The organism is Aeromonas oralensis, from assembly GCF_049665575.1.
Lineage (GTDB): Bacteria > Pseudomonadota > Gammaproteobacteria > Enterobacterales > Aeromonadaceae > Aeromonas > Aeromonas hydrophila.
Map to the genome: position 1 here is coordinate 1099005 of NZ_CP187186.1, position 19759 is coordinate 1118763.

A 19759-nucleotide genomic window follows, 5' to 3' on the forward strand; every position below is an offset into this window, starting at 1 on the left:
TTTTGCTGGGCGTCATAGGGGCAGACAGATGCCATGGTGCATGTTTCGACCGGCGGGGTATCAATGTTGTCATCGGTCTTCAGCTCAAAGAAAAAGGCGCCCATGGGCGCCTTTGCTGCATCAGACCGGCTTAGAGCTTTTCCAGATCCCGCTCGATTTCGCTGATCTTGTTCTGCACCACTTTTTCCAGGTGGCGCAGGTCGCGCAAGATCTTCTGCTTGATGTCCGGGTCGGCCTGCACGTGCACGCCCTGAGTCAGGTTGTCGAGCTCATCCACCACGTACTTGAGATTGGCGTTGATCTCGGTGACATCCTTGTACTCGTGGGTGCCCGAGTCGACCAGCATGGTCTTGCGCTGGCGGGGATACTTGAACTTGACGCTCTTGGCGAAGAACTCGCCCTTCTGTTTCTTGAAATAGATCTTGAGGATGTCGTGATTGGCTTCCTGGCGCAGGGTATAGCTGTCCACTGAGGTGGGTTCCTGGATCCCCAGGCTCTTCAGATTCTCGTACATCGGGCTTCCTCGGTTTGAAACGATCCTGACCAATCTATCTTAACCGAGTCGGTGTGGCTTGCCTGTGACAGGGGCGCCAAAATCAAAAGGGCGCCATCAGGCGCCCTTTTAAATTAACGTAAACCGCTTACTCGTCGATGGAGCGCAGCAGGGCGTTGATGCCGACCTTGGCACGGGTCTTGGCATCCACCTTCTTGACGATGACGGCGGCGTAGAGGCTGTACTTGCCGCACTTGGAGGGCAGGGAGCCGGAAACGACCACCGAGCCGGCCGGGACGCGGCCATAGTGGATCTCGCCGGTTTCACGGTCATAGATGCGGGTGGACTGGCCGATAAAGACGCCCATGGAGATGACGGAGCCCTCTTCCACGATTACCCCTTCCACCACTTCGGAACGGGCACCGATGAAGCAGTTGTCTTCGATGATGGTCGGATTGGCCTGCAGCGGCTCCAGTACGCCGCCGATGCCGACGCCGCCGGAGAGGTGCACGTTCTTGCCGATCTGGGCGCAGGAGCCCACGGTGGCCCAGGTGTCGACCATGGTGCCTTCATCGACGAAGGCGCCGATGTTGACGTAGGAGGGCATCAGCACGGTATTGGGGGCGATGAAGGAGCCTTTGCGGGCGGTGGCCGGCGGCACCACGCGCACACCGGCAGCTTTGAACTGCTCGGCGCTGTAGTCGGAGAACTTGAGGGGAACCTTGTCGTAGTACTGGGCGTCGTCACCCTTGATGATGCCGTTGTCATTGATGCGGAAGTAGAGCAGTACCGCCTTCTTCAACCACTGGTGTACCACCCACTCGCCGGCAATCTTCTCGGCAACGCGAGCCTTGCCGGAGTCCAGCAGGTCGATGGCTTGCAGGATGGCGGCCTTGGTGGCGGCATCGACGGAGCCGGGAGTGATGGAATCACGGCGCTCGAAGGCCGCTTCGATGATCTGTTGCAACTCGGTCATGACAGGTTTCCTTTAAAAAATTCCGTTTGTTGTATCACACTTTTCCAATTGTTTTTAAGGGCTCGGGCCGATTTCTTCACGGGAACGCTGATTTATTGTGCTGGCGTAGTCCAACCATTTGTTCTGCTTGATAAATCAGGGGCAGACTCGGCGTCTTGTGAAGCCTTCACAGGCCCGGCCTGCCCTCATCATCGGCCGACTCTTGTGGGTTGAGCTGGTTGACCAGCCGCTCCTCCAGCGCCTGCTGCTCGGCCTGGGTCAACGGCTCGCCGGCCAGGGTAGTGAGGCTGAAAAAGTCCTCCACCCGCTCGCCGATGGTGGTGATCTTGGCGGCATGGAGCGACAGGCCGCACTGCTGGAACACGGCGCCAATGCGGGCCAGCAGCCCTGGGGTATCGAGCGCGGTCAGCTCCAGCAGGGTGTGGCGGGTCTCCCCTTTGTGGGGCAGGAAGACCACCCGGGTCGGCACGCTGAACTGGCGGTGGCGCCGTGACAGGGGCTTGCTGCGCAGCACCAGCTTGCCCGGCTCCTGCAGCGCCTTCTCCAGCGCCTTCTTGATGGTGGCGGTGCGGTTGGGGCTGATGGGCTCGCCGTTGGGTTCGAGCACTACGAAGGTATCGAGCACGTAGTCGCTGCGCGAATTCATGATCTGGGCGTCGTGGATGTTGAGGTTTTTCTGATCCAGCGCCGAGGCCACGGTGGCAAACAGATTCGGGGTGTCACGACAATAGATGAACACCTCGCTGCCGCCGCGGGTCGGGTGCTTGCCGATGATCACCAGCGGCGCCGGGTTGTCGCCGTGTTCGATGATCTTGCGGCAGTGCCAGGCGATCTGCTCCGGCGTGTGGCGCAGGAAGTAGTCGGCCTTGAAGTCGCTCCAGAGCTGGTTGATGGCCTCCTCCGGCACGTCGCGCTGAGCTAGGATCTGCTTGGCCTGGCGCTGGTTTTCGCGGATCTTGAGGCGCATGTCGGGCGGGTTTTCCAGCCCCTGGCGCAGCGCTTTCTGGGTGGCGAAGTAGAGCTCGCGCAGCAGGGTGCCTTTCCAGTCGTTCCAGAGGGTGTCGTTGGTGGCGCAGATATCGGCCACGGTCAGGCAATACAGCAGGTCGAGGTGCTGCTCGTCGCGCACCTTCTGGGCAAAATCGGTGACCACTTCAGGGTCATAGATGTCGCGGCGCTGGGCGGTGACCGACATCAGCAGGTGATGGCGCACCAGCCAGGCGACCAGCCGGCTCTCGTAGCGATCCAGACCGTGCAGCTGGCAGAATTCCAGCGCATCGACGGCGCCGAGCTCTGAGTGGTCGCCACGCCGCCCCTTGGCGATGTCGTGGAACAGGGCGGCGATGCTGAGCAGCTCGGGTTTGCGCAGCCGGGTGAACACCTCGTGGCAGAGCGGATGGGTCTGACGGCTGGCCGGGTTGGGAAACTGATGGATGTTCTTGAGCAGCCGGTGGGTGTGCTCATCCACAGTGTAGGCGTGGAACATGTCGAACTGCATCTGGCCGACGATGAGGTTCCACTGCGGCAGGTAGGCCGCCAGGATGCCGTACTTGTGCATCAGGGTGAGCGGCTGACCGATGCCGTTGGGGTGGCGCAGCAGCGCCATGAACAGGCGGCGGCAGTCGGGCAAGTCCTGTAGCCAGCAGTTGAGCTTGCGGCGCGCCTCGCGTAGCTGGCGCAGGGTGGCGGAGTGGATGCCGGCAATCTCCGGATGCTGGGCTATCTGGTAGAAGAGGCGCAGGATGGCGGCGGGCTCGCGGCCGAACAGTTCGGAATCCACCGCATCGATGAGGCGGCCGCGCAGCTGGAACTCGTCGGAGAGACGGCGCACGTCCATGGCGGTGTTGCCGAGGATCGCCTCGTCAAACAGCTGCAGCAGCATCTCGTTGAGCTCGGAGACCCGCCGCACCGTCTGGTAGAAGCGCTTCATCATCTGCTCGACCGGGGCATTGCCTTCCCCCTCGAAGCCCAGCATCTGGGCCACGGTACGCTGGCGATCGAACAGCAGCCGGTTGTCGCCCTTGTTGATGGCCATGTGCAGGGCGAAGCGCACCTTCCACAAAAAGTTCTGGCAATCGAGCAGCTCGCGATACTCGGCCCGGTTGAGAAAGCCGTGGCTAGTCATCTCGAACAGGGTGGTGGCGCCGAAGTGGCGGCGAGCGACCCAGGCGAGGGTCTGGATGTCGCGCAGACCGCCGGGATTGCTCTTGAGATCCGGCTCCAGCTTGTAAGCGGTGCCGAGAAACTGCTGGTGGCGCTGGGCCTGCTCTTCGCGTTTGGCCTTGAAGAACTGCTCGCTCGGCCAGAAGTGCTGGGGGCCGGTGGCCTCCTTGAGCTGCTGGAAGCCCGCCTCGCGGCCGGTGATGTAGCGCGCCTCGATAAGGTTGGTGGCGACTGTGATGTCGCCGCGTCCCTGCTCGAGGCACTCGGCCACGTTGCGCACCGCCTGACCCACCTCCAGCTTGAGATCCCACAGCAGGGTAATGAATTCGCCGATGCGCAGCCCCAGCACCTCGTCCAGTTCGTCCCCTTCATAGAGGATCAGCAGGTCGATGTCGGAGTGGGGGTGCAGTTCGCCACGGCCATAGCCACCCACCGCGATCAGGGTGAGTTCCGTCTTGTCGAAGCCGAACTTTTGCCACAACCGGGTCAGCAGCTCGTCCATGTATTCGGAGCGGGTGGCCACCAGTTCGATGATGTTGTCACCGGCATCGAAGCGGGCATGCAGCCAGCCGAGAAAACGGCTTAGGTACTCCTTGCAGTTCTCGCGGGTGAGCTGAGCGTCGGGTAACAGGTGGGGGGAAAGCAGGCTGGCATCCATGGCGTCTCACACTCTACTGTCGCACGCATGTGCGCTGTTCTCGCACAGGTTCGCGGCTGATAAAAACAAAACCCCGGCGGGAGGCCGGGGTTTGATGTTAACCGTGTTTGATGAGACGGTCGATAGTGTCATCCGGGCGCAGCGTCAGCACCTCGCAGCCATCCTCGGTCACCAGCAGGGTGTGTTCCCACTGGGCGGAGTCGCCGCCATCCTTGGTGGTCACGGTCCAGCCATCCTTCGGATTGACCTTGCAGTGGTACTTCTTGCTGTTGACCATGGGTTCGATGGTGAAGCACATGCCCGGCTTGAGCTCCTGCTTGCCGCCGTTGCGGTAGTGCAGGATCTGCGGCTCTTCATGGAACTCGGCCCCGATGCCGTGGCCGCAGTAGTCGCGCACCACGGAGAAACCGGCCTTCTCGACGATGGGCTGGATCACGGCACCGATCTCGGTGATGCACATGCCCGGACGCACCTGCTTGATGGCGGCGTAGAGGCTCTCCTGGGCGACCTTGCACAGCTGACGGCGCAGCGGGGTGGTCTCACCCACGATGAACATGGCCGAGGTATCGCCGTGGTAGCCATCCTTGATGACGGTGATGTCCAGGTTGATGATGTCCCCTTCCCGCAGTTTCTTGTGGTTCGGGATGCCGTGGCAGATCACATCGTTCACCGAGGTGCAGATGGACTTGGGGAAGCCGTGGTAGTTGAGCGGCGCAGGGATGGCCTGCTGCACGTCGACGATGTAGTTGTGGCAGAGGGTGTTCAGTTCATCGGTGGTGACGCCCGCCTTGACGTGGGGGGTGATCATGACCAGCACATCGGCGGCCAGTTGGCCGGCAACGCGCATCTTTTCAATCTCTTCCGGTGTCTTGATTTTAATGGACATGGGATCTCTCTTGGGACCTGACCGCGCATCTATCGATGTCCGGCAATCAGGTAATGAAAAATAGATGCGTTTGCAATCAGGCCAAAATTTTATCCCCAACCCCCGTTTACTTCCAGTGTGATTGTCATCACAGCGTCAAATCGGCGCTTCAGCATGCTGCCCAGGGATCCATTTTTAGCGGTTCGGCTGGTGGTGTCCTGACCAAAGTTATGGTATAAAGCGCGCCGGAATGAGGAACTTGTGTCCTCATGCCATCACCCTTACTTAAACAACACACACACATCGACACATATGCCGGGGTGCCTTAACGGGTCGGTTATATGGGATGTGTGGAGGCCTAACCCCAATAGAGGTATAAAATGGCTAAAGTTTCTATGCGCGACATGCTGCAAGCCGGCGTTCACTTCGGTCACCAGACTCGTTACTGGAACCCGAAAATGAAATCCTACATCTTCGGTGCCCGCAGCAAGGTTCACATCATCAACCTGGAAAAAACCGTTCCGATGTTTGACGATGCCATGAACTTCATCAGCTCCGTAGCTGCCAAGAAGGGCAAGGTACTGTTCGTAGGTACCAAGCGTGCCGCGTCTGAAGCCGTAAAAGAAGCCGCTGAGCGTTGCGACCAGTTCTATGTTAACCACCGCTGGCTGGGCGGCATGCTGACCAACTGGAAAACCGTTCGTCAGTCCATCAAGCGCCTGAAAGATCTGGAAACCCAGAGCCAAGACGGTACCTTCGACAAGCTGACCAAGAAAGAGGCGCTGATGCGTACTCGCGAAATGGAAAAGCTGGAGAAGAGCCTGGGTGGTATCAAGAACATGGGCGGCCTGCCTGACGTTCTGTTCGTTGTCGATGCCGACCACGAGCACATCGCTATCAAAGAAGCCAACAACCTGGGTATCCCGGTAGTTTCCATCGTTGATACCAACTCCAACCCGGACGGCGTTGACTATGTCATCCCGGGTAACGACGACGCTATCCGTGCCGTTCAGCTGTACCTGAATGCTGCTGCTGACACCGTACTGGAAGCTCGCGCTCAGGACATCGTTGTTCAAGCCGAACAAGATGGCTTCGTTGAAGCTGAGTAATTGATAAGGACTGCAAAGCCCTTATTAACCAAGCTGATGTAATTGGTTAGCAGGGGCCCTTGTGGCCCCTGTTTCTTGTCAATTCAAGACCGAGGATACTGGACATGGCAAACATTTCTGCCGCCCTGGTAAAAGAACTGCGCGAGCGCACCGCCGCTGGCATGATGGATTGCAAAAAAGCACTGGAAGAAGCCAACGGTGATATCGAACTGGCTATCGAAAACATGCGCAAATCCGGTCAGGCCAAAGCCGCCAAGAAAGCTGGCCGTATCGCCGCTGAAGGTGTGATCTTCGCCCGTACCGAAGGCAACGTTGCCGTCATGATCGAGCTGAACTGCGAGACTGACTTCGTTTCCAAGGATGCCGGCTTCCTGGCCATGGGTCAGAAAATCGTTGAAATCGCCGCTACCCAGAAGATCGCTGACGTTGACGCGCTGAAAGCCGCCGACTTCGGCAACGGCGAGTCCGTTGAGCTGACCATCACCAACCTGATCGCCAAGATCGGTGAGAACATGAACCTGCGTCGCGTGATGCTGGTTGAAGGTGACAACCTGGGCACCTACGTTCACGGCTCCCGCATCGGTGTTATCACCAAGCTGGCCGGTGGTTCCGACGAGCTGGCCAAAGATCTGGCCATGCACGTTGCTGCCAACAGCCCGCAATTCGTCAAGCCGGAAGATGTGTCTGCCGAAGTCGTTGCCAAAGAGCGCGAAATCCAGATCGACATCGCCATCAACTCTGGCAAGCCGAAAGAGATCGCCGAGAAAATGGTTGAAGGCCGCATGAAGAAGTTCACCGGTGAGGTTTCCCTGACTGGTCAACCGTTCGTGAAAGATCCTTCCATGACCGTTGCCGAGCTGCTGAAGAAAGAAGGCGCTGACGTTGTTTCCTTCACCCGTTTCGAAGTGGGCGAAGGCATCGAGAAGCAAGAGACCGATTTCGCTGCGGAAGTTGCAGCCCAAATCGCGGCCGCTCAAAAGGCCTAATCGAACCGGTTTTTCCGTTTCCCCAGACCGCGACTTATGTCGCGGTCTTTATATGACCAGGAATCTGTGACATGAGTACCAATCCCAAGCCTGCATACAGACGTGTTCTTCTGAAGTTGAGTGGTGAAGCCCTGCAAGGATCCGAGGGTTTTGGCATTGATCCGGCGGTGCTGGATCGGATGGCCCAAGAGATCAAAGAACTGGTTGAGCTGGGTGTTCAGGTCGGTCTGGTCATCGGTGGCGGCAACCTGTTCCGTGGTGCCGGTCTTGCCAAGGCGGGCATGAACCGCGTGGTGGGCGACCACATGGGTATGCTGGCTACCGTGATGAACGGTCTGGCCATGCGTGATGCCCTGCATCGTGCTTATGTGAATGCCCGTCTGATGTCTGCCATCTCCCTGCAAGGCATCTGTGACTCCTATGTCTGGGCCGAAGCCATTAGCCAGCTGCGTGCCGGCAAGGTGGTGATCTTCTCCGCCGGTACCGGCAACCCCTTCTTCACTACCGATTCTGCGGCCTGTCTGCGCGGGATCGAGATCGAAGCTGACGTCGTGCTCAAGGCCACCAAGGTCGATGGCGTGTTCACCGACGATCCGGTCAAGAACCCGGATGCCGTGCTGTGTCATGAACTGAGTTATGATGAAGTTCTTGAAAAAGAACTCAAAGTAATGGATCTTGCTGCTTTTACTCTGGCCCGCGACCACGATCTGCCGATCCGGGTGTTCAACATGAACAAGCCGGGTGCGCTGCGTCGGGTGATCATGGGCGAGCCGGAAGGTACCCTGATCCATCACGTCAGCAAGTGAGACAAGCGTGAGCTTCGGCTCGTTTGTCCATGACGCCAGCCAATAAGATAGATACGGGCCGGTTGACGGCTCGTTCGCCAAAAGGAAAACCACTGTGATCAACGAGATTAAAAACGACGCCAAGGACCGCATGGCCAAGAGCGTAGAGTCGCTCAAGACCCAGATGTCCAAGATCCGTACCGGCCGTGCTCACCCGAGCCTGCTCGACGGTATCCAGGTGGAGTATTACGGTGCGGCCACTCCTCTGAAACAGTTGGCCAACGTGGTGGCTGAAGATGCCCGCACCCTCTCCATCTCCATCTTTGACCGCTCCATGATCCAGGCGGTGGAAAAGGCCATCCTGACCTCCGATCTGGGCCTCAACCCGTCCAGCAACGGCCAGACCCTGCGTGTGCCGCTGCCGCCGCTGACCGAAGAGCGTCGTCGCGATCTGACCAAGATCGTGCGTGCCGAAGCGGAAGGCGCCCGGGTTGCCGTGCGCAATATCCGTCGCGATGCCAACGCCGACCTCAAAGCGCTGCTCAAAGACAAAGAGATCTCCGAAGACGACGACCGTCGTGCTCAGGAAGAGATCCAGAAGCTGACCGATTCCTTCATCAAGCTGGTAGACGAAGCACTGGCTCTGAAGGAAAAGGAGCTAATGGAAATCTAAGCCTCTGACAGGTATATTACGAGCGCCGTGTAGTGCCCCTGCACGGCGCTTTTGTCTTTGTGGGAGAAATGAATGTCGCTTTTGGCAGCCGTAGGTGATTGCGCCAATTCGTCCTTGCCTCGTCACGTCGCCATCATCATGGACGGCAACGGACGCTGGGCCCAGAACCGTGGCAAGATGCGGGTCTATGGCCACAAGGCAGGCGTGAAGTCTGTTCGCGAGGCGGTAACCTTTGCTGCGCGGGCCAAGATAGACGCGCTTACCCTGTTTGCGTTTTCCAGCGAGAACTGGCGTCGCCCGGAAGGGGAGGTCAGCGCCTTGATGGAGCTGTTCATGACGGTGCTGGGCCGTGAGGTGCAGAAGCTGCACAGCAACGGCATCCGGCTCAAGGTGATCGGCGATACCGCCCGTTTCAGCGAACGTCTGCAGGCCAAGATTGCCAAGGCGGAGGCGCTGACCGCCAACAATCAGGGGCTGACCCTCAATATCGCCGCCAATTATGGTGGTCAGTGGGACATCGCCCAGGCGGCCCGCAAGCTGGCCCGTGCCGTGGCGAGCGGGGAACTGGCTGCCGACCAGATAGATGAAGCCATGCTTGGCCGCGAGGTATGCATGGCCGACCTGCCGCCGGTGGATCTGCTGATCCGCACCGGGGGCGATCATCGCATCAGCAATTTTGTGTTATGGCAGCTCGCCTATGCCGAGCTCTATTTTACCCCGGTGCTGTGGCCTGATTTCAACGAGGCCGAGTTCAGCGAGGCCGTTGCCTCCTTCGTGACCCGTGAGCGTCGTTTTGGCTGCACGGGTGAACAGATCCGGGAATTGATCGCCGAGCAACAGACCGGCTAACCCCCCTCCCAAGAGAGAGGCTTCTTTTGCTAAAACAACGAATTATTACCGCATTGCTATTGGTTCCCCTGGTGTTGGGGGCGCTGTTTTTTCTGCCGTTGAAATTCTTTGCCCTGTTGGCATCCCTGGTATTTCTGTTGGCCAGCCGCGAGTGGAGCGGCTTCGTCTCTGCCAAGCCGCAGCAGTGGCTGCCGCTGGTGTACTGCCTGCTGCTCGGGGCCAGCCTGTTCTGGCTGCCGGTGGAGCAGCTGTGGACTCCTCATCTGCATCCGCTTGTGATGGGCGTGCTCTGGACCGCCGTCAGCTGGTGGCTGCTGGGGCTGCTGCTGGTGTTGCGCTATCCCCAGAGCGCCAAGCTGTGGAAGGAGTCCATCTGGCTCAAGTCCCTGTTCGGCCTGGTGACCCTGGTCCCCTTCTTCTGGTCCCTGGTGGCCATCCGTGGTTACAACTTCTATCACGACCCCATGATGGGGGCCTGGATCCTGCTGTTCGTGATGGGACTGGTCTGGGCGGCAGATTCTGGCGCGTATTTTTTCGGCAAGGCGTTCGGTAAACACAAGCTGGCGCCGGCCGTGAGCCCCGGCAAAACCATCGAAGGCATGTGTGGCGGCCTGTTTACCGCCAGCCTGCTGGCGGTCGGGGTAACCTGGTTCATGGGCTTCGTGCCCGCCAAGATGGCCATCGTGCTGTTCTGCTCCTTGCTGGCGGTGCTGGCCTCTGTGCTGGGCGATCTCACCGAGAGCATGTTCAAGCGCGAAGCCGGCATCAAGGATTCAGGCACCCTGTTGCCTGGCCACGGTGGCATCCTCGATCGGATCGACAGCCTGACCGCCGCGCTGCCGGTGTTCCTGCTCAGCTATCTGCTGCTCAGCCAGGAGTTTTGATGCTCAGCCTGATGCGTCAGCCTGCAGCGGGCGCCATCCATTCGTCATACAGCGGGAGTTTTGATGCATAACCTGGTGATTCTGGGAGCCTCCGGCTCCATCGGTCAGAGTACGCTCAAGGTACTGCGGCACAATCCGGGGCGCTGGCAGGTGCTGGCGCTGACCGCGGCCCGCAGCGTGGAGGCCATGCTGCGCGACTGCCTCGAATTCTCTCCCCGCTTCGCCGTCATGGTGGACGAGGCCGCCGCCAGCGAGCTGGCCGCTCAACTCAAGACCCACGGCAGCGCGACTCATGTCATGGCTGGCCCGGCCGCCCTGTGCGACGTGGCTGCTCACCCCGATGCCCACAGCGTGATGGCCGCCATCGTCGGCGCTGCCGGGCTTGCGCCCACCATGGCTGCCGTGCGTGCCGGCAAGCGCATCCTGCTGGCCAACAAGGAGGCCCTGGTGATGTCCGGCGCCTTCTTTATGGAGGCGGTGCGCGAGCACGGGGCCGAGCTGCTGCCCATCGACAGCGAACACAACGCCATTTTCCAGTGCCTGCCCGAGGCCATCCAGCGCCAGCCGGGCTTTTGTGACCTGGCGGGAGCGGGCATCAGCAAGATCCTGCTGACCGGCTCCGGCGGCCCGTTCCGTTATACCGACATCGCTGAACTGGCCCGCGTCACCCCGGCTCAGGCCATCGCCCATCCCAACTGGTCCATGGGGGCCAAGATCTCGGTCGACTCCGCCACCATGATCAACAAGGGGCTGGAGTATATCGAGGCGCGCTGGCTGTTCAACGCGGCGCCCGAGCAGATCCAGGTGGTGATCCATCCCCAGTCGGTGATTCACTCCATGGTGCAGTACAAGGACGGCTCCGTGCTGGCCCAGCTCGGCAATCCGGATATGTGCACCCCCATCGCCCACGCGCTGGCCTATCCGGCTCGAATCGAGTCCGGTGTGGAACCTTTGGATTTCTTCAGTGTCGGAGAGTTCAGCTTTATCCGTCCCGACTATGAGCGCTATCCCTGCCTGCAGCTTGCCATGCATGCCTGTCAGCAGGGGCAGGCCGCAACCACGGCCCTCAATGCCGCCAACGAGGAGGCCGTGGCGGCTTTCCTTGCAGAGCGGATCGGTTTTATGGATATTGCCAGAGTCAATGAGGCCACCATGCTCGCCCTGGGCGGTACGGCGGCCGGTTCGCTGGACGATTTGATTGCGCTGGATGGGGCGGCCCGTGCCCGTGCTCACAATTTGATTGAGGAGCTTAGCTGATGAGAGCTGTTTCGTGGCATTGTGCTGCCTTCACCCTGATTGTCGGAAACAGGACCATGCATGAAAGCGAGGTGATGGACTGATGGGCGGTGTGTTGTGGAACATCGGTGCCTTTATCGTCGCCCTCGGGCTGCTGGTTGCGGTACATGAATTCGGCCACTTCTGGGTGGCCCGTCGCTGCGGTGTCAAGGTGGAACGTTTCTCCATCGGTTTCGGCAAGGCCATCTGGCGTCGGCTCGGCAAGGATGGCACCGAGTACGTGCTGGCCCTGATCCCCCTCGGCGGTTACGTCAAGATGCTGGACGGCCGGGTGGACGAGCTCAAGCCCGGTGACGAGCAATACGCCTTCAATCACAAGAGCGTCTGGGCGCGGATGGCCATCGTCGCTGCCGGCCCCATGGCCAACTTCGTGTTTGCCCTGTTCGCCCTCTGGCTGATGTTCATGATCGGCGTGCCCGCCGTCAAACCCGTGGTGGGCGAGGTGCGTCCCGCCTCCATCGTGGCGGCGGCCGGGGTGGAGCCCGGCATGGAGATCGTCGGCGTCGGCGGCGAGGAGACCGGTGACTGGGAGAGCGTGACCTATGCCCTCATCAGCCACCTTGGCGATGACTCGGTCCAGCTCAAGCTCAAGGCGGCCAACACCAGCTATGCGGTGGACAAGACCCTGCAGCTGGCCGGCTGGAAGTTTGACCCCGACAAGGAGTCTCCCATCGGCAGCCTGGGCATAGTGCCGCTCGGTGGCAAGGTGCTGCCGGTGGTCGATGCGGTGGTGGCCGCGAGCGCCAGCGAGAAGGCCGGCGTTCAGGCGGGCGATCGCATCAAGCGGGTAGGGGAGCAGGAGATCACCGAGTGGGCCCAGTTTGTCCACCAGGTGCAACAGTCGCCCCAGCAGCCGCTTGAGGTGACCGTCGAGCGGGCGGGCAGCGAGCTGACCCTGACCCTGACGCCGGATGCCAAGAAGGTGCGGGGCCAGCTGGTCGGTTTTGTCGGCCTGTCGCCGCAACTGGTTCCATTACCGGATGAGTATCGGATTCTGTTACAGTATGGGCCTTTGCAAGCCCTGTGGCAGGGCGCCCAGAAGACCTGGAGCCTGACCACCCTGACCTTCGACATGATCGGCAAGCTGATCGGTGGCATCGTCTCGCTGGACAATTTGAGCGGCCCCATCTCCATTGCCAAGGGCGCGGGCAGCAGTGCCGACTACGGTCTGGTCTACTTTCTCGGCTTTCTGGCGCTGATCAGCGTCAACCTGGGGATCATCAACCTGTTCCCCCTGCCGGTGCTGGACGGTGGCCATCTGGTCTACTTCCTCATCGAGGTGGTCACCGGCAAACCGGTATCAGAAAAAATTCAGGAAGTGGGTTTCCGGATTGGCGCCGCCATTCTGATGTTACTGATGGGTATTGCGCTGTTTAATGATTTCGCTCGCCTCTGAGGCCAGAGCATCAACAAGGACACATAAGAACAAAATGGCTGTTAAAAAAGCATTGGTGTTGAGTTGCCTGCTGGGTGCCAGTTTCCTGGCCCAGGCGGCCCCTGCCTCTTTTGTGGTGCAAGATATTCAGGTTGAAGGTCTGCAGCGGGTGACCCTGGGGGCTGCCCTGCTGAACCTGCCGATCCGGGTGGGCGATTCCGTCGATTCCGTGACGCTGGCCAACGCCATCAAGAAGCTCTATGCCTCCGGCAACTTCGAGGACGTCAAGGTCTACCGCGACGGCCAGGTGCTGCAAGTGGCGGTCAAAGAGCGGCCGACCATCTCCAGCATCGAGTTCTCCGGCAACAAGGATATCAAGGAAGAGCAGCTGACCCAGAGCCTGGAGTCCTCCGGCATCCGGGTGGGTGATCCGCTGGATCGCACCGTGCTGAGCTCCCTTGAGAAGGGGCTGGAAGATTTCTACTACGGCGTGGGCAAGTACTCCGCCAAGGTCAAGGCCATCGTTACCCCGCTGCCGCGCAACCGGGTCGACCTCAAGTTCACCTTCGTGGAAGGGGAAGCGGCCAAGATCCAGCAGATCAACATCGTCGGCAACAACGTGTTCCCGGAAGAGAAGCTGCTGGCCCAGCTCTCCCTCAAGGACGACGTGCCCTGGTGGAACTTCACCGGTGACCAGCGCTACCAGAAGCAGAAGCTGGCCGGCGACATCGAAACCCTGCGCTCCTACTACATGGACCGCGGCTACATCCGCTTTACCCAGGAGTCGACCCAGGTCTCCATGACCCCGGACAAGAAGGGGGTCTACGTCACCCTCAACGTCAAGGAAGGGGATCAGTACAAGGTGTCCGGCATCCAGCTCAAGGGCGATCTGATCGATCGCGGCGGCGAGATGAAGGGGCTCATCCCCATCGAGACCGGCAGCATCTACTCCGCGAGCCAGGTGACTCACACCGAAGAGGTGCTCTCCAAGTTCCTCGGTCGCTACGGCTACGCCTACCCGAAAGTGGTCACCTTCCCGCAGGTCAACGATAAGACCAAGGAAGTGGAGCTCATCGTCAACATCGAGCCGGGCCCCCGCGTCTATGTGCGCAACATCAACTTCACCGGCAACGTCACCACCAAGGACGAAGTACTGCGCCGCGAGATGCGTCAGATGGAGGGCACCTGGCTCTCTTCCGACAGCGTCGAGCAGTCCAAGACCCGTCTCAACCGTCTCGGCTTCTTCGAAACCGCCGAAGTGGACACCAAGCGGGTGCCGGGCAGCGATGACCAGGTCGATCTGGACTTCAAGGTCAAGGAGCAGCCGGCCGGTTCCATCAACGCCGGTGTGGGCTACGGTACTGAATCTGGCCTGAGTCTGCAGGCGGGCCTGCAGCAGGACAACTTCATGGGGACCGGCAAGAAGATCGGTATCTCCGCCAGTACCAACAAGTACTCCAAGAGCGTCGACCTCAGCTACAACGATCCCTACTTCACCGTGGACGGGGTCAGCCTCGGCGGTCGTCTCTACTACAACCAGTTCAGTGCGGCCGACGCCAACATCGTGGACTACGAGAACACCACCATCGGCTTCCGCCTCTCCAGTGGTTTCCCGGTCAACGAGAACAACCGTCTCGACTTCAGCCTCGGGGTCGAAAACAACAAACTGTCCCAGCCCAACCCCTATCTGCAGGTGGATGAGTTCTGGAAGGTGTACAGCGAGAACAAGGATGGCGACAACCGCATGGTGTTCAACACCGTCGACGTCACCGCCGGCTGGACCCGTTCCACCCTCAACAAGGGCCAGTTCCCCACCGCCGGTGACCGTCAGCGGGTCAACGCCAAGGTGACCGTGCCGGGCATGGATCTGCAGTACTTCAAGCTCAACGCCGAAGACGCGCACTACTTCCCGTTCGATGCGGATCACAAGTGGGTGCTGATGGCCAAGGCGCGTGCCTCCTACGGCAACGGCTACGGCAGCAACGGCAGCTATGACCACGTATTGCCGTTCTTCGAGAACTACTTCGCCGGTGGTTTCGATACCCTGCGCGGCTTCAAGAGCAATACCGTGGGTCCGAAGGCGCTCTACTACTACAACCTGAGCGGCAACGACGTCATCCAGGGCACCGACAGCTCGGTGGGCGGCAACGCCCTGGCGGTCGCCTCCCTCGAGATGATAGTGCCGACGCCGTTTGCGTCCGAGACCTATCAGCCGCAACTGCGGACCAGCTTCTTCATCGATGCCGGTTCCGTGTGGGATACCACCTTCGACTATGACCAGTACCGCAACCGTTGCTTCAGCGGCTGCAACTATCTGGCCGACTATTCGGATCCGACCAACTACCGCGCCTCGGCCGGTCTGTCGCTGCAGTGGCTCTCCCCGATGGGCCCGCTGGTGTTCGCGATTGCCCGTCCGCTCAAGCAGTACGAGGGCGACCGGACCGAGTTCTTCTCATTCAACATCGGCCGTACCTTCTAAGGACGGACTCTGCCCCCACCCAGCGGTGGGGGTATTCAATGATGGGACGCGCAGCTTGCGTGCCTCACCAGGTAACAAGTCGGTCCGGGTACCACTTGCATAATCAGGTAAATCAGGTAGCCCTCACATGAGGGAACAAGGAGTAAGTGTGAATAAAGCGTTGAAAGTAGCTGGTTTGAGTTTTGCACTGATGGCTGCCGGCATGGGCTCCGCCTTGGCCGAGACCAAGATCGCCGTGGTCGACATGGGCGAAGTATTCCAAAAGCTGCCCCAGCGTGAAGCAGTCTCCAAGAAGCTGAAAGGCGAATTCGAGCCGCGCATGCGTGAGCTGCAGAAGCTGGAATCCGACGGTCAGAAACTGGTCGAGAAGTTCAAGAAGGACGAAGCCTTCATGAGCGCCGAGCAGAAGAAACAGAACCAGGAGAAACTGGCCAAGCTGCAGATGGAGTTCAACCAGAAGCGTCAGGCGTTTGAACAGGACAACGGTCGCCGTCAGTCCGAAGAGCGCAACAAGATCCTGACCAAGGTGCAGGCTGCCATCGATTCCATCGCCAAGAGCAATGGTTACGATCTGGTGCTGGAGCGCAATGCCGCCCCGTATGCCGCCAGCAAGCTGGACATCTCTGCCCAGGTTATTTCTCAGGTAAGCAAGAGCAACTAATTGATGGCATTCACTCTCGCACAGCTGGCCCAGCAACTGGGGGCCCAGGTCCATGGCGACGGAACCCTGGAAATCCGCAAGGTAGCGACACTGGAAAAGGCCGGGGAGGGGGACATCACCTTCCTGTCCAATAAAAAGTACCGGCATTATCTGGAGCAGAGCAAGGCGACCGCCGTGCTTATCACAGAAGCGGATCTGCCATTTTGTCCCACCAATGCCCTGGTGCTCAAAGACCCCTATGTGGGCTTTGCCCGGGTAGCCCAACTGCTGGACACCACCCCGCAGCCGGCCACGGATATCCATCCGAGCGCCGTTATCGCGGCGGACGTGCAACTGGGCGAGAGAGTGGCCATCGGGGCCAATGCGGTGATCGAATCCGGCGTCGTGCTGGGGGATGATGTACGCATTGGCCCGGGCTGTTTCGTTGGCAAGAATACCCGACTGGGAGCTCGCTCCCGGTTGTGGGCCAACGTCACCCTGTATCACAACATCACCATGGGCACCGACTGTCTGGTTCAATCCGGCACAGTGATCGGGGCCGATGGGTTCGGTTATGCCAACGAGCGCGGCGAGTGGATCAAGATCCCCCAGCTCGGCGGCGTGACCATCGGCAACCGGGTCGAGATCGGTGCCTGCACCACCATCGACCGCGGCGCGCTGGAAGATACCCGCATCGCTGACAACGTCATCATCGACAACCAGTGCCAGATCGCCCACAACGTCGAGATCGGCTACGGCACCGCCGTGGCGGGCTCCACCGTGATGGCAGGTAGTCTCAAGGTCGGCAAATACTGTATCATTGGCGGCGCTTCCGTCTTTAACGGGCACATGGAGATCTGCGACCAGGCCACCGTTACCGGCATGGCCATGGTGATGCGACCCATTACCGAGCCCGGTGTCTACTCTTCCGGCATCCCCCTGCAAACCAATAAAGAGTGGCGCAAGACCGCCGCCCGGGTGATGCGTATCGAAGAGATGCACAAGCGGTTGAGCAAGCTTGAGAAGAAGCTGGACCAAGAATAATCACGATTGGTATAGGGTACTGTTTTGACTACTGAAAAGAAGAGCCTGGGTATCCAGGAAATAATGGATCTGCTGCCCCACCGTTATCCGTTCCTGATGGTGGACAAGGTGGAAAACTACGAGATCAGCGATGAGCGCAAGACCTTGCGTGCCATCAAGAACGTCTCGTTCAACGAGCCGATCTTTCAGGGCCACTTCCCGGCCAAGCCGGTGTTCCCCGGCGTGCTGATCCTGGAAGCCATGGCACAGGCCACCGGTATCCTGGCGTTTACCATGGTGGGCAAGCCGTCTCCCAACGAACTCTATTACTTTGCCTCAATCGACAACGCTCGTTTCAAGCGTCCGGTGGGCCCCGGCGATCAGCTGGTGCTCGACGTGGAATTCCTGAAAGAGCGTCGCGGTATCGCCAAGTTCACCGGTGTGGCCACGGTCAACGGTGAAGTGGTCTGTACCGCCGAGCTGATGTGCGCCAAACGCGAGGTTTAACACACGTGATCGACCAGACTGCCATCATTCACGATACTGCCGTCGTCCATGAGTCTGCCGTCATCGGTAAAGGGGTTGAAATCGGCCCCTTTTCTGTCATCGGTGCCGAGGTGGAAATCGGCGACAACACCTGGGTCAGCTCCCATGTGGTGATCAAGGGCCCGACCAAGATTGGTCGCGGCAACAAGATCTTCCAGCACACCTCCATCGGTGAGGATTGCCAGGACAAGAAGTACGCCGGCGAGCGCACCTTCCTCGAGATCGGCGACAACAACGTCTTTCGCGAGAACTGCACCGTGCACCGTGGCACCATCCAGGATCAGTCCCTGACCAAGATCGGCAGCAGCAACCTGTTCATGGTCAACGTCCACGTGGCCCACGACTGCATCATCGGTGACAACTGCATCTTCGCCAACAACGCGACCCTGGCGGGCCACGTGGTGATCGGCGATTTCGTGATCTTCGGCGGTCTCTCCGCGATTCACCAGTTCGGCCGCGTCGGCTCCCACGCCTTCGTCGGTGGTTGCGCCGCCCTCAACAAGGACGTGCCGCCCTACGTGATGGCCGCTGGCAACTACGCCAAGCCGTTCGGGGTCAACTCCGAGGGGCTGCGTCGCCGCGGTTTCAGTGCTGAGGCCATCTCCGCCGTCAAGCGCGCCTACAAAGAGATCTTCCGCTCCGGCAAGACCATCGAAGAGGTGCTGCCGGTGCTGATCGAGATGGCGGCCAGCGAGCCGGCAATCCAGCTCTACGTGGATTTCCTCAAAGACAACGAGCGCGGGATCATCCGTGCCTGATCCCGTTCGCATCGGTATCGTCGCCGGAGAGGTTTCCGGCGACATTCTGGCTGCCGGCCTGGTGCGCGAGCTGCAGGCCCGCTACCCGGACGCGCAGTTCGAAGGGATCGCCGGGCCGCGCATGCAGGCCCTCGGCGTGAAGGCACTGTTCGAGATGGAAGAGCTTTCCGTCATGGGGATCACCGAGGTGCTGGGCCGTCTGCCGCGCATTCTCAAGGTCCGCCGCGAACTGCTGCGCCACTTCATCGCCAATCCGCCCGACATCTTCATCGGGGTGGATGCACCGGATTTCAATATCGGGGTGGAGCTCAAACTGCGCCGCGCCGGTATCAAGACGGTTCACTACGTCAGCCCCTCGGTGTGGGCCTGGCGCCAGAACCGCATTCACAAGATCAAGGCCGCCACCGACATGGTGCTTGCCTTCCTGCCGTTCGAGAAAGCCTTCTACGACCGCTTCGATGCCCCTTGCCGCTTCGTCGGCCACACCATGGCGGACGACATCCCGCTGGTGCCGGATCAGGCCGCGGTACGCAGAACCCTCGGCATCGACGCCAACCGACGCTGGTTGGCGGTGCTGCCGGGCAGTCGCAGCGCCGAGGTGGGCTTTATGTCGCCCCTGTTTCTCGAGGCCTGCAAGCACCTGATGGTGCGCTATCCGGATCTCGGCTTCATCGTGCCGCTGGTCAACCAGAAACGGCGTGAGCAATTCATGGCCATCAAGGCCGAAGTGGCGCCGGATCTCGACATGGTGCTGCTGGAAGGGCAGGGCCGCGAGGCGATGATCGCCGCCGACGTGGTGATGCTGGCCTCCGGCACCGCGGCGCTCGAAGCCATGCTGGTGAAAAAGCCGATGGTGGTGGGTTACAAGCTCAAGCCGTTCAGCTACTGGCTGGCCCAGCGGCTGGTGAAGACCGAATTTGTCTCCCTGCCCAACCTGCTGGCCGGGCGCATGCTGGTGCCCGAGCTCATCCAGCACGAGTGCACCCCGGAGAATCTGGTGGTCGAGGTGAGCAAATATCTCGAGCACGACAACAGTGCGCTGGTGAATACCTTCACCGAGCTGCACCAGCTCATCCGCTGCAACGCGGATCAGCAGGCGGCCGAAGCGGTGGCCGAGCTGCTCGGCAGATAATTTCCGGGCGGCCGCAGGGGCTGCGCCAACGTGACGCCAGGCCCTGCGGGGCCTGTTTTGATTCAAGGC

At 60.2% G+C, this 19759-nt stretch carries 18 protein-coding genes; 14 read left to right on the plus strand and 4 right to left on the minus strand.

Features of this window, described 5'->3' with window-relative positions; translation table 11 throughout:
- Window positions 1-130: 130 nt before the first annotated feature.
- The 4 genes from ACPDZI_RS05425 to map all read right to left on the minus strand — a co-directional run bounded on the left by ACPDZI_RS05425 (window position 131) and on the right by map (window position 5176).
- A complete protein-coding gene (locus ACPDZI_RS05425; protein ID WP_011705091.1) occupies window positions 131-514 on the minus strand; it encodes a DUF3461 family protein in 384 nt (127 codons plus the stop codon).
- A 127-nt stretch (window positions 515-641) separates the two neighbouring features.
- Entirely contained in the window at window positions 642-1469 is an 828-nt protein-coding gene (gene dapD, locus ACPDZI_RS05430) for a 2,3,4,5-tetrahydropyridine-2,6-dicarboxylate N-succinyltransferase (RefSeq protein ID WP_005303473.1), read from the minus strand.
- Window positions 1470-1635: 166 nt separating this feature from the next.
- Window positions 1636-4290: a bifunctional uridylyltransferase/uridylyl-removing protein GlnD gene (gene glnD / locus ACPDZI_RS05435; RefSeq protein ID WP_168754599.1), complete on the minus strand. Its 2655-nt coding sequence runs from the start codon at window positions 4288-4290 to the stop codon at window positions 1636-1638.
- Window positions 4291-4387: 97 nt separating this feature from the next.
- Window positions 4388-5176 carry a type I methionyl aminopeptidase gene (gene map / locus ACPDZI_RS05440; protein WP_438834153.1) on the minus strand — a complete coding sequence of 263 codons (789 nt, stop codon included), beginning with the start codon at window positions 5174-5176 and terminating at the stop codon, window positions 4388-4390.
- A gap of 359 nt (window positions 5177-5535) precedes the next feature.
- Between map and rpsB the strand changes: the two genes are divergently transcribed.
- The 14 genes from rpsB (at window position 5536) to lpxB (ending at window position 19690) form a co-directional block, all read left to right on the plus strand.
- A complete protein-coding gene (rpsB, locus tag ACPDZI_RS05445) occupies window positions 5536-6264 on the plus strand; it encodes a 30S ribosomal protein S2 (protein WP_005303470.1) in 729 nt (242 codons plus the stop codon).
- 104 nt (window positions 6265-6368) lie between these two features.
- The gene (gene tsf, locus ACPDZI_RS05450) at window positions 6369-7250 is read left to right on the plus strand and encodes a translation elongation factor Ts (protein ID WP_016349867.1); all 882 of its coding nucleotides are present in this window, start codon (window positions 6369-6371) and stop codon (window positions 7248-7250) included.
- Between the two features lie 71 nt (window positions 7251-7321).
- On the plus strand, window positions 7322-8056 hold the full coding sequence (gene pyrH / locus ACPDZI_RS05455; RefSeq protein WP_011705095.1) for a UMP kinase: 735 nt from the start codon (window positions 7322-7324) through the stop codon (window positions 8054-8056).
- Window positions 8057-8150: 94 nt separating this feature from the next.
- On the plus strand, window positions 8151-8708 hold the full coding sequence (gene frr / locus ACPDZI_RS05460) for a ribosome recycling factor (protein ID WP_011705096.1): 558 nt from the start codon (window positions 8151-8153) through the stop codon (window positions 8706-8708).
- 72 nt (window positions 8709-8780) lie between these two features.
- A complete protein-coding gene (uppS, locus tag ACPDZI_RS05465) occupies window positions 8781-9557 on the plus strand; it encodes a polyprenyl diphosphate synthase (protein ID WP_438834154.1) in 777 nt (258 codons plus the stop codon).
- Between the two features lie 26 nt (window positions 9558-9583).
- Window positions 9584-10441: a phosphatidate cytidylyltransferase gene (locus tag ACPDZI_RS05470; RefSeq protein WP_005303453.1), complete on the plus strand. Its 858-nt coding sequence runs from the start codon at window positions 9584-9586 to the stop codon at window positions 10439-10441.
- Between the two features lie 63 nt (window positions 10442-10504).
- Complete coding sequence (gene ispC / locus ACPDZI_RS05475; RefSeq protein WP_438834155.1) at window positions 10505-11698, plus strand: 1-deoxy-D-xylulose-5-phosphate reductoisomerase; 1194 nt, start codon at window positions 10505-10507, stop codon at window positions 11696-11698.
- An 82-nt stretch (window positions 11699-11780) separates the two neighbouring features.
- Window positions 11781-13133: a sigma E protease regulator RseP gene (gene rseP, locus ACPDZI_RS05480; protein ID WP_438834156.1), complete on the plus strand. Its 1353-nt coding sequence runs from the start codon at window positions 11781-11783 to the stop codon at window positions 13131-13133.
- A gap of 34 nt (window positions 13134-13167) precedes the next feature.
- Window positions 13168-15591, plus strand: a complete 2424-nt coding sequence (gene bamA, locus ACPDZI_RS05485) for an outer membrane protein assembly factor BamA (RefSeq protein ID WP_039212963.1) — start codon at window positions 13168-13170, stop codon at window positions 15589-15591.
- A gap of 148 nt (window positions 15592-15739) precedes the next feature.
- Entirely contained in the window at window positions 15740-16252 is a 513-nt protein-coding gene (locus ACPDZI_RS05490; RefSeq protein ID WP_011705101.1) for an OmpH family outer membrane protein, read from the plus strand.
- Between the two features lie 3 nt (window positions 16253-16255).
- Window positions 16256-17275: a UDP-3-O-(3-hydroxymyristoyl)glucosamine N-acyltransferase gene (gene lpxD, locus ACPDZI_RS05495; RefSeq protein WP_011705102.1), complete on the plus strand. Its 1020-nt coding sequence runs from the start codon at window positions 16256-16258 to the stop codon at window positions 17273-17275.
- Between the two features lie 24 nt (window positions 17276-17299).
- Window positions 17300-17761, plus strand: a complete 462-nt coding sequence (gene fabZ / locus ACPDZI_RS05500) for a 3-hydroxyacyl-ACP dehydratase FabZ (RefSeq protein WP_010634777.1) — start codon at window positions 17300-17302, stop codon at window positions 17759-17761.
- Window positions 17762-17766: 5 nt separating this feature from the next.
- Window positions 17767-18558 (plus strand): acyl-ACP--UDP-N-acetylglucosamine O-acyltransferase, encoded by a 792-nt coding sequence (lpxA, locus tag ACPDZI_RS05505; RefSeq protein WP_438834157.1) that lies wholly within the window; start codon window positions 17767-17769, stop codon window positions 18556-18558.
- Window positions 18551-19690, plus strand: a complete 1140-nt coding sequence (gene lpxB / locus ACPDZI_RS05510) for a lipid-A-disaccharide synthase (RefSeq protein ID WP_263675772.1) — start codon at window positions 18551-18553, stop codon at window positions 19688-19690. The genes lpxA and lpxB overlap by 8 nt, the downstream gene beginning before the upstream one ends.
- Window positions 19691-19759: the final 69 nt, after the last annotated feature.

Excerpts from the sequence above, each read along its gene's own strand:
- bamA (WP_039212963.1), top strand. The coding sequence starts at position 13,168 with ATGGCTGTTAAAAAAGCATTGGTGTTGAGTTGCCTGCTGGGTGCCAGT.
- rseP (WP_438834156.1), top strand. The coding sequence starts at position 11,781 with ATGGGCGGTGTGTTGTGGAACATCGGTGCCTTTATCGTCGCCCTCGGG.
- glnD (WP_168754599.1), bottom strand. The coding sequence starts at position 4,290 with ATGGATGCCAGCCTGCTTTCCCCCCACCTGTTACCCGACGCTCAGCTC.
- rpsB (WP_005303470.1), top strand. The coding sequence starts at position 5,536 with ATGGCTAAAGTTTCTATGCGCGACATGCTGCAAGCCGGCGTTCACTTC.
- ACPDZI_RS05425 (WP_011705091.1), bottom strand. The coding sequence starts at position 514 with ATGTACGAGAATCTGAAGAGCCTGGGGATCCAGGAACCCACCTCAGTG.
- ispC (WP_438834155.1), top strand. The coding sequence starts at position 10,505 with ATGCATAACCTGGTGATTCTGGGAGCCTCCGGCTCCATCGGTCAGAGT.
- pyrH (WP_011705095.1), top strand. The coding sequence starts at position 7,322 with ATGAGTACCAATCCCAAGCCTGCATACAGACGTGTTCTTCTGAAGTTG.
- map (WP_438834153.1), bottom strand. The coding sequence starts at position 5,176 with ATGTCCATTAAAATCAAGACACCGGAAGAGATTGAAAAGATGCGCGTT.
- lpxD (WP_011705102.1), top strand. The coding sequence starts at position 16,256 with ATGGCATTCACTCTCGCACAGCTGGCCCAGCAACTGGGGGCCCAGGTC.
- dapD (WP_005303473.1), bottom strand. The coding sequence starts at position 1,469 with ATGACCGAGTTGCAACAGATCATCGAAGCGGCCTTCGAGCGCCGTGAT.
- uppS (WP_438834154.1), top strand. The coding sequence starts at position 8,781 with ATGTCGCTTTTGGCAGCCGTAGGTGATTGCGCCAATTCGTCCTTGCCT.
- tsf (WP_016349867.1), top strand. The coding sequence starts at position 6,369 with ATGGCAAACATTTCTGCCGCCCTGGTAAAAGAACTGCGCGAGCGCACC.